General features: G+C 50.5%; 8 protein-coding genes and 1 pseudogene. All 9 read right to left on the bottom strand.

Annotation, left to right across the window (positions count from 1 at the left end; translation table 11 throughout):
- Positions 1-552 precede the first annotated feature (552 nt).
- A complete protein-coding gene (locus AC50YL_RS17390; RefSeq protein WP_494833464.1) occupies positions 553-1,521 on the bottom strand; it encodes a carbohydrate kinase family protein in 969 nt (322 codons plus the stop codon).
- Between the two features lie 53 nt (positions 1,522-1,574).
- Complete coding sequence (locus AC50YL_RS17385) at positions 1,575-2,585, bottom strand: LacI family DNA-binding transcriptional regulator (protein WP_494833463.1); 1,011 nt, start codon at positions 2,583-2,585, stop codon at positions 1,575-1,577.
- A gap of 116 nt (positions 2,586-2,701) precedes the next feature.
- A complete protein-coding gene (locus AC50YL_RS17380) occupies positions 2,702-3,610 on the bottom strand; it encodes a carbohydrate ABC transporter permease (protein WP_494833462.1) in 909 nt (302 codons plus the stop codon).
- A 184-nt stretch (positions 3,611-3,794) separates the two neighbouring features.
- The gene (locus tag AC50YL_RS17375) at positions 3,795-5,537 is read right to left on the bottom strand and encodes an extracellular solute-binding protein (RefSeq protein WP_494833461.1); all 1,743 of its coding nucleotides are present in this window, start codon (positions 5,535-5,537) and stop codon (positions 3,795-3,797) included.
- A 102-nt stretch (positions 5,538-5,639) separates the two neighbouring features.
- Positions 5,640-6,524 (bottom strand): ABC transporter permease, encoded by an 885-nt coding sequence (locus AC50YL_RS17370; protein ID WP_494833460.1) that lies wholly within the window; start codon positions 6,522-6,524, stop codon positions 5,640-5,642.
- Positions 6,525-6,988: 464 nt separating this feature from the next.
- Positions 6,989-7,522, bottom strand: coding sequence for a DUF1572 family protein (locus tag AC50YL_RS17365; RefSeq protein ID WP_494833459.1), 534 nt, complete (start codon positions 7,520-7,522; stop codon positions 6,989-6,991).
- Positions 7,523-7,633: 111 nt separating this feature from the next.
- Entirely contained in the window at positions 7,634-8,134 is a 501-nt protein-coding gene (locus AC50YL_RS17360; RefSeq protein WP_494833458.1) for a GNAT family N-acetyltransferase, read from the bottom strand.
- A 120-nt stretch (positions 8,135-8,254) separates the two neighbouring features.
- A pseudogene (locus tag AC50YL_RS17355) lies at positions 8,255-8,449 on the bottom strand (contact-dependent growth inhibition system immunity protein); the annotation flags it as partial.
- A 237-nt stretch (positions 8,450-8,686) separates the two neighbouring features.
- Positions 8,687-9,712 carry a glycosyltransferase gene (locus tag AC50YL_RS17350; protein WP_494833457.1) on the bottom strand — a complete coding sequence of 342 codons (1,026 nt, stop codon included), beginning with the start codon at positions 9,710-9,712 and terminating at the stop codon, positions 8,687-8,689.
- Between the last annotated feature and the right edge of the window lie 72 nt (positions 9,713-9,784).

Here is a 9,784-nt window from a genome sequence, read left to right as displayed (position 1 = left end):
TCTCGGTGTCCGTTCATTGCGATTTTTTGGCTTTACGTCACGCTGTATGTATGTATCTGTGTATGTATCCAACCGTTACGCATGCGGGCTGATGTTCGAGCAATCCTGGATGATGGCCTACACTCCGCACCGACTTCCTCGTCCGGACAGTTCCCTCCTTATTTTTTTCTACGATTTAACTATGAAAGAATGGCAGTGAAACGACAATGAGGTAACGTTGCCAAGATGTTGATTATTTTGCGTAACGGTCAGCAAGAAACGCCTGTCCACGGGATACCGCGTATCACGAGTGTAGCGCATGATTATTTTCAACGATTCAATGACTTATGAATAAATGATCAATTGGGAGAAAAACGCCACCGTATCCGAGGGATTGTGCAAGCAGAGGACGCTAATCGCTCGGCACCGGATGGCGCACCGAACAAGAAAAAACCTTGAGCGGCACAAAGCCGATCAAGGTTCTCTCCGGTAACTACGTGTAGGGATTTCCGTCGGCAGCAGCTGGCTGCGCTCCCGGATTATGCATGCTGATCTAGCAAGTGGTATGTAGGGCTATTTCATTGCCGCTATCGCGCGCTCCCAGTTGTCCGTCGTGTTTCCGGCCAGCTCGGCGATGAATCGCTTGAGCGCCATGCGATCCGGCGTTCCCGCGGTGCCGCCGGACTCCGTCACCGACAAGGCTCCGCATGCATTGCCGTAGAGTAAACACTCTTCCGTCTCTTTTCCGGTCAGAAATCCATAGATGTAGCCCGCGTTAAAGGAATCGCCCGCGCCTGTCGTGTCGACGACGAGCACGTTGAAACCGGAACGGAATTTCGTTTGCCCGTTGACGGTCGCAACCGCGCCGGCCGAGCCGAGCTTGACGATGAAATGCTTGCTGTACGCGGATAATTCGGCAATGACAGCCTCTAAATCCGAACAGGCCGTATAATGCTGGGCCTCCACCTCGTTCATGAAGAACACGTCCACTTCGCCCATCAATTCATAGATCCCCCGGAACCATTCGCCGGTATCGTCCCAGCCTACATCGAGCGAGGCGGTCGCGCCTTGGGCCTTGATAGCCCGAACCGTTTCCAGGAATTCCGCATGATTCTCTCTGCCCCGGTAACCGGTCAAATGCACGTGACGCGCCAATGCCACGCTCTCCATGTCCAACAGGCTCATGCTAAGCTCCGCGTTCGACCCCGGATAGGTGATAAAGGAACGATCGTGTTCCGGATTAATGGCGATGGAAATGCCGGTGCTGATGCTGCTGCCGCGAATCATTCTGGTATCGATTTCATATTCGATGAATTGATCCCGCACATACTGTCCGAACCCATCCGTGCCGAGAATGCCGTTAAACGCGAGCTTAAGCCCCAGCTTTGCCAGCGCCAAGCTGAATAAAGCCGCCCCGCCGCCTACGTGTATCTTCATGCTTTGAACGAGGACTTCTTGTCCCGGCGCCGGCAATTCGTCGCAGCCGGCAATGACCAAATCGATGTTCGCGTCTCCGATTACAATGGCATCGTATTTTTTCATGGCTGCCTCATTTCCGTCGCGTAGTGAAAAGGCGTGACCTGCGGTCGTTATCATTAAGTAATTCGCGCCCTGCAGCTCTCGCGCGCGACCAAGCGATGATCGAGGATGATATCTCCGGTCGGCACTTCGCCGGATTCGACTTGGTGCAGCAGCGTTCGCATCGTGACTTTGCCCATCTCGTGGATGGGCTGTTCCATGGACGTCAGCGTTGGACGCGTGATCTCGGTTAGCTGACTCCCGTCAAAGCCCACGACCGAGATATCCGCAGGCACGGAAAGGTCGTTGTCGCGGATGCAGTTCATTGCGCCGACGGCCATGTCGTCGCTGACCGCAAACACCGCCGTCGGCGGCCGACCGGTCCGCAACAGTTCTTTCATCTGCTCATAGCCGCTCTGCACTTTATAATCGCCGAATCGGATATGCTCGTCAACGATTCGGATTCCTTTGTCCGTAAGCGCGCTGCGGTAGCCGCCGTAGCGGTTTTGGCCGGACGTAACGTCCCGCATGTCCCCGCCGATGAACCCGATCGCTTCATGCCCGAGCTCGATCAAATACGCCGTCGCATCGTACGCGGCTCGATAATCGTCGACGATGACGGATACGAATTGCTGATCCATCGGCTTGACGCTGGAAAAAATAACGGGAATCTTCATCTTATGGATGAGGCCGCGAATCTCCTCGTTGATTTTCTCGTGCATGATGATGATGCCTTCCACGCGCATCTCTTGAAACACGGACAGATATTTGTACTCTTTATCGATATCTTCGCTGATGTTGCAGACCAACAGCGTATAGTTTTTTTCGCTCGCCGCTTCTTCGATGCTGCTCAGAATGGTCGAATAGAAGCTGGAGGTGATATCGGGAATAATCACGCCGATGAGGTTGGTTTTATTGCGCACCAAACTGCGAGCAATATGGCTTGGAGAATATCCCAATTCATCGATCGCGAGATTCACTTTATGCTTGAGATCGTCCTTGACATATTTCTCGCCGTTCAACACGCGGGAAACGGTCGTAACCGAAACGCCCGCCAGGCGTGCCACGTCTTTTATTTTTGGCTGCATCCGACTCACCCTCTTCATTAGGTTTCCAACCGATAACAGGCAGAACCTGCGGTGGTTGTTGTCGCGTTGGCATGTATCCGTTCCCGATCCTCGTCTGCCGATCTTCCGATTGCGGATTATTCTTTCATAGAACCGATCATAATGCCTTTGGCAAAATACCGCTGCACGAAAGGATAGATGATGATGATCGGCGCGACGACGACGATGATCGTGGCCATTTTGAGCGAATTGCCGGTTATTTGGATTTTATCGAGCAGCTCGTATCTGGTCGTGCCCGCGGCTTGATTCAGCGTGTCGCGCATCGCTTCCGCGCTCGTCAGCATTTCCTGCAGCAGCGTCGACAGCGGGCGAAGGCTGGCTTTGCGGACGAAGAACGCGCCGGTGAACCAATCGTTCCAGTGGCCGACGGCATTGAACAACCCGATGACCGCGATGACGGGGCGGCTTAGCGGCATAATGACGCGCATGAAGATCGCGAAGTCGTTATAGCCGTCGATGCGTGCGGATTCTTCCAAACTCGGATGAATTTGCTGGAAGAAGGTGCGAATGATGATGATGTTCCATGCGCTGTACAAGCTCGGGATGACATACACCCAGATGTTGTTCGTCAGATGAATCGACTTCAGCAGCATATAGTACGGGATAATCCCTCCGCCGAACAGCATGGTGAAGAAGATAAGCATCATAAAAAACTTCCCGCCCGGGATCGTCTTGCTCTTCAGCGCGTAAGCGGCCATCGCCGTCATGAATACGCTGGAGATCGTGCCGACAACGGTACGGAATAGGGAAATGCCGAACGCGGACGCGATGTTCGACGCCTCGAACACTTTATTGAAGTTCTCCATCGACCAGATGCGAGGCCAAAAGTAAATGCCGCCTCTTTCCGCGTCTTTGCCGGGATTGAACGCGAGCGCAAAGATGTTGAGGAAAGGAAGAATAATCGATAAGCACAACAGGACGATCAGCGTATAATTGACAATTCGGATGATGCGCTCACCCGTGCTTTGCTTATAAAACTCATTCATGGCTTTCTCCCTCCTCCTGCCCCTTCGATGATCGGCATTCCGATCGCGGATTCGCCAAACGGCAAGGCGGCTTATCCGGGCTGCAGATAATACCGCCTGACCATCCGGCATCGGACCGCTAATCACGGTCTTGAATCGCGGCTGTTAATCGCGACTGCCGAGCATGCTGCTTCGACGCGTTGGGCTACAGCTTCACTTTCGTTTTCGGATCGGCATTTTTCTCCTCGAGCAGCTTCAAGTAATTATCCAAGCCGGCAGCTTCCATCTGCTTCAAGGCATTATCCAAAATCTTCTTCGCGGCGTCGGAACTCTTCGCATAGTACGCCTGAATTAAGCTGTCGTTATAGTTATCGAATGCCGCTTTCAAATCCGTGCCCCGGTCGAACTCCCCGATAAACGATGTCGGCGTGTACGCATCGGATACGACGCCTTCCTTGACTTTCTTATCGAAATCCCAGAACGTCGCGATTTTCTCCACGGCCGGGAATAAGCCCGAGTTTGCGTTATCGCCGTAGTTGTCCTCGCCGAAATCCGCTTTATTGTCGTTGTCCGTGCTGCCGAGAATATCGCCCCAGTTGTTGCCGACGCCCCCAAAACCGAGTTTTTTCGCTTCATTCGGATCTTTTGACTTCAAATCGACGACCTCTTGCTTGACGATCGGATTGCCTTTGTCGTCGAGCGTGTAGTCGCGGCCTTCCAAGCCGTATTTCCAAAGCAGCTTGCCTTCGCGGCTTGCGAGGAAGTCGGCGAATTTGACGATCTCTTCCGGTTTCTTCGTCGTTGTCGGAATCGCCCATGCGGAGTAGCCGGATTTGTAGGAAATTTGCATTTGATACGGACCATCGACTTGGTTGATCGGACCGAGCGGAACATAATGCATGTCTTGGTTGTAATCCTGGTAGCTGTGCGTATCGGCAATAATCGCCCACGAGCCGTTCAAGGCGCCTTCCGTCGAGCGGCTTTCGTCCATGGTGAAGAACTCCGGATGAATCAGTTTTTCATTCAGCAGCTTTTGCACGTATTCCACTTTCTTCATCGCGTAATCCGTTTGGGCTTCATGCAGGACTTTGCCGTCCTTCGTTTGTTTGATCCGTTGGTCGTCCGCGCCCCACTCCAGATCGTTGAACAACGCGCCTACTTCCTTGCCGCCCCAATAGGACGGACCGATCGGCATGACCGGACTGCCGTTGTTGTCTTTGAAATTACCGGCTTTGATCTTCTTGGCAAGCTCGTATAGCTGATCCGTCGATGTGATCGTGCGCGGATCGATGCCGAGCGCGTCCACGATATCTTTGCGGATGTAAGGACCGCCGACGCCTTTCCAAGTAACCTGGCCGCCTGTGCGCTGGATGTTCATATGCGCAAAATACGCGGCGCCTTGGAACTCCGGACGGAACATGACGCCGAACTTGGTATCGATCGGCAGGTAATCGTCCTGTAAATATTTGCTGTACACTTTCGAATCTTTGAAGAACGGCGCCAAATCGGTAAACATGCCTTCGCGGGCCGCTTTCAGCACGACCGGCATCTCGGGACGGCCGCTGTTGTTAAGGTAGAAAGCTACGAAATCCGGCAAATCGTTGGCCGCAAGACCCGCAATCAAGCCGTCGATGGAATGTTCGGCTTTCATGATTTCGATTTCGAAGTCGATGCCGGTCATTTCTTTGATTTTCGCTTTGATGTCGGGGTTCATCTCTTCGGTGTAATCGTCGGTTCCCATGAACACGAGCCCTTTGATCTTGCGGTCCGCGATCCATGTCGCCGGTTTACCTTCAGGTGCATTCGTAGCAGCGGCATTCGCAGCGGCGGCATTGCCGCTCTCGGCATCCTTGTCCGATCCGCTATTGCCGTTATTGTTGGAGCACCCTGCGATCAACATCGTTACCAGTACAGGAATCGCTAACAACTTCATCCATTTTCTGCTCATGCGTTTTCCCCTTTACGTGTTTTATGAATACGTCCGTCGACGTTTTCACCGTTGGATAAATGCAATTCCGTTGCGGGCTTGAATGTCGTCATTATGGTAGCGTTACCATAATGACGTGTCGGATACTTTGCGCGAAACCCGGTTGGCGATGACGACCAAGATCAGGCCGATTAATCCTTGCAGCATGCCGACGGCGGTTGCATAGCCGTATTGACCGCCCTGCAAGCCGACGCGAATGATGTAGGTATCCAGAATATCGGAGAGCTGCATGTTGCCCGGCGTGCGCAGCAAGTACAGTTGGTCGAAGCCGGCGGACAAAATGTTGCCGAGCGAGAGGATAAACAAGATGACGACGGTCGGCATGATGGAAGGCAGCGTGATGCTCCATATCTCCCTGAACTTGCCGGCGCCATCGATCTTGGCCGCTTCGTACATATCGGGGTTCACGCCTGATATCGCTGCCATATAGATGATCGAATCCCAGCCGATCGACTTCCATAGATGACTGCCGAACATGATTTGGTAGAAGTACTTCGGATCCATCATGAAGAAGGTGCTTCCGTCGCCGCCCATATTGGTTATGACTTGGTTGAGCAGGCCCGTATCCGGCGCAAGCACCCGTTGAACCAAGCCGACAACGATGACCCAGGAAAGGAAATGCGGCAAGTAGAGAACGCTCTGCGAGATGTTTTTGAACCATTTGTTGCGGACCTCGTTGAACATTAACGCCAGCACGATCGGAAACGGCAAGTAGAGGAACAGCTTCATGCTGCTGATAATAAGGGTATTCTCGATCAAATCCCTGCTCTGGTACGAATTGAAGAAGGTTTTGAAATAATCGAAGCCGACCCAAGGGCTTCCGAGAATCCCTTCATTGAACTTATATTCCTTAAAGGCTAGCAGCAGGCCGCCCATCGGAATATACGAAAAAACGATGAAGAATGCGAGGCAAGGCAATAGCATGAGGTACAAGTAACGATGTTGCATAATGCTTTTCCGCAGGGCAGTGCCGCTTTTTCTTGCTTTCGGATGCGGAGCTGTCGATTGCGCCATGTGTCGGAAATCACCTTCTCTTCGTAGAAATGGCCGTGCAATTGCCGTTACGTCATCCCTGGTAACGATTCCAGATTTTAAATAAAATTTACTTTTCCTAATCAAACTGGAAAAGTAAACACTTACATGGCAAGATTATAGCAACTCTTCCAGCAGAAAGCTAGACGTTTTATGCAGCTTCAATAATATTTAATATTGCCCCGCTCTGCGCGTCATGCGTTCGGAAAATTCGCGATATCGCGCTAGACGATCCTCTCCTTCAGCATATGGCTGAGCCCGGAAATTAAAACAGCGACATCCAGGGACGAGAAAAAGTCCTGGACTGTCGCTGGATTGTTGAACTAACGTTTCCCTTTAGCTTAACGAAAAGGGAACACAGCCGAAATGAATGATCACCGTCAATGATACTGTCCTGTTATGCGTTCATTCGAATCTTTTAATAATTTGGCGAGTAGTACAATTTGCCCTGCATGGTATCCGTAATGAGCGGCAACTTGTACAAGAAGTCGGCTGATTACTCTCACTTCATAGGTTTCATCTTCTGAAGCGTTAACCCGAAGCATTCTGTTCCAATCCTCCAAGTCATAACGAATTATGACTTCCCTTCTTAAATCCTCCTCAGTCAAAACTGATAATATCTTTGCTGATTCGGACCGAGTCCTCAAAAGAAGACTTCTCAATTCATCCCTCGACAGGCCACCTTCAGAATTAAATTCTTGAGAGCGTTCCCGAATGAAAGGTTTGTTTCCAATCGCACTTATGAGGTTCTGATATTCGTTTCCTGCCAAATGTAAGCACAGGTTTCCAATGCTGTTCATGGAAGGCTTCATTTTTTCCCAAACCGTATCATCATCAAGTTGATTCAAGCTCTTTAGGATTCGATCAAGCTGCTTGTCCATGTCTTCAAGTACGTTCTTTGTCAGGTCTAACACGAAAATTCCCCTCTGCCATGTAATTTGCAGCCGATCGTTCCGAGGCCGGCTGCCGTCATATTATACTTGAGCTATCGTGTCCCGTTAGCACTCCTGATGACTCGTCATTCATCAGCCAAACTTCTCTTTCGTACTGAACTTCTGCAAATACTGTTTTCGCTCCGATATATACGTTTCCTTGTAGTTGCCACCAGTAAGATCGCCTACAACTTTTCTCCAAAAGGAAGTGGCCGGTGTATTGTTCTCCATTTGCGCCACAACCCAGTCAGCCCGATACCGGTCAATAACCGCTTTGACAGCCGCGCGCCCCACACCTGTCCGACGGTATTTTTGAAGAATCATAAAATCATAAATTACATGCGTGGGGTCGGATTCCACGTCCATATTTTCTAATAATACAAGTACAAATCCAGCGATTACATCAGAAACTGTAATCAAGTACGGATGCCATCTGCCATCACCCTCCCAATAAAAATCGATTGCGACAGTGTAGATTCCATCCCGGCCTACGTCACGCTGCGTGTACTGGCTGAATTCATGCTCATACAATTGATACAAATTGGCAAGCACTGCTTTATCCTCGACACTGACTGGTACAAGTTTAATGTCCATGGCAACTCCTCGTTTTGTTATTATAAGTGGACACCAATGGCAATTTTTCAATTGTGTATTTAACATCGGTTATTAATAATCCAACTCAACATGCATTTCGGGGTTTAAATCCCAAAAAGTCTATTCAATGTTTATTATACATACCAACAGGTCTACTTTATAAAAATCCCCTCCGACAAATGGGTTGTCTGCCCAGTACCTAAGAGCAATTGGAACAAGATATTTCCAACTGAAACCTTGTCCAATCATAATTCTTAAATCTTCAACAGAGAAGTCCATTAATGGTTTTATTCGCAAATCATGACTCCGAACAACAAGGTTTGAGTCATATTAAACTGCCCGTTAGCTAAACAGAGGCAGCCGATCGATCGAATTAGCTGCCTCAAGTTTGTTGTGCTATCTCTCGAACTCGTTAGCTTGGTTATATAACTATTTTTTTATCTGTTCTATGAAGCCATACTTCCTCGATATTTCCGATTTTGCCGGTCATAGTGCTCAAAAACGTTGTCGATGAAGTCGGATCTCATCGTACAGGCGATCACGATGATCAACTTATACGTCATCCCCAAACGGCGCGGGTTGAAGCTTGGCCTTGCGCCGGTTCCACAATGTATTTTCCCTGATTTTGTACAAGTTGTTTTCGAGAACCTTTCGGTACAGCTTCAGAACCGAGTCCGTCAAGATGATGTCGGAATAGCGGGTCCTGGCATAACGCCGAAGCCTTCGGGACGTGGGTAGCCGCTTGCGGTTCTTGACCTTCTCCGCCATGTCGGTGGTCGTGCGGCACAGCAGTTGCGGCATGCCCTTAAGCACCTCGGCGACGCCGCCTTTCTTGAAACCGAGCACGGGCGTGCCACTTGCCATCGATTCGACGAGGACAAGACCGAAAGGTTCATCCCATGTCGAGGTGAACAAGACGAAGCTGGCGTTGGCAAGCAGCTCGCGTTTGCGGTCACCGCCGACGATGCCGACATATCGGATTCTTTTGCCCAGATGCGGCTTGATTTTGGCGTTATAATATTTCTTGTCATTCAGTGTCCCTGCTATGATGAGTCGCTTGCCCGTTTTCTTGGCGACCTTGATGGCCAGGTGAACGCCCTTTTTCTTGATCAGTCTCCCTAGGAAAAGCATGTAGTTCTTCTTGGCGGTCCTGAATGTGTAATCGTCCATACGGATACCATTGTGGACGGCGTAACCTCTTCGTTTCCCGTATTTGCGCAGGATGAATTTACTAACGTAGACCGGAATCTGTACACGTCTATTGATTCCTTTGGAATGCGACTGGCCGATGGTCGGAATCGGCGGATTCGCCTTAGCGACGATGCCATAATGGTCATGTATGATGTCCACGTCGGGTGGGAGGTTGTTAATGATGAAGTCGAGCTGTTCTATTGGATCGTTTGATTCGTATTCGAACGTTCGGGTCGCGTTCGAGCTCGACCCTTTCTTGGCAAACAGAAACACCTCATGTCCTCGTTTGACTAATTCTTCCGTCAGATAATGAACCTCGCGCTGCGTGCCCCCGTAATCCTTCGGCGGGACAGGAATCGTATTCGTCGAGATTAGAGCAATTCTCAAATGTCCCCCAGCTCCTTAGGTGAGTGTCTTCCATAGGCATTCTTTGTAGAATATGAGCGGGCTCCCGAGCAG

It is taken from the genome of Paenibacillus sp. J22P277, assembly GCF_059383675.1.
Note: the sequence above shows the minus strand (reverse complement) of the source record. Positions and strands in the feature narration are given on the sequence as shown.

What these genes read in the sequence shown, in the direction of transcription:
- AC50YL_RS17370 (WP_494833460.1), bottom strand. Translation starts at nt 6,524, where the DNA reads ATGCAACATCGTTACTTGTACCTCATGCTATTGCCTTGCCTCGCATTC.
- AC50YL_RS17385 (WP_494833463.1), bottom strand. Translation starts at nt 2,585, where the DNA reads ATGCAGCCAAAAATAAAAGACGTGGCACGCCTGGCGGGCGTTTCGGTT.
- AC50YL_RS17380 (WP_494833462.1), bottom strand. Translation starts at nt 3,610, where the DNA reads ATGAATGAGTTTTATAAGCAAAGCACGGGTGAGCGCATCATCCGAATT.
- AC50YL_RS17375 (WP_494833461.1), bottom strand. Translation starts at nt 5,537, where the DNA reads ATGAGCAGAAAATGGATGAAGTTGTTAGCGATTCCTGTACTGGTAACG.
- AC50YL_RS17390 (WP_494833464.1), bottom strand. Translation starts at nt 1,521, where the DNA reads ATGAAAAAATACGATGCCATTGTAATCGGAGACGCGAACATCGATTTG.
- AC50YL_RS17360 (WP_494833458.1), bottom strand. Translation starts at nt 8,134, where the DNA reads ATGGACATTAAACTTGTACCAGTCAGTGTCGAGGATAAAGCAGTGCTT.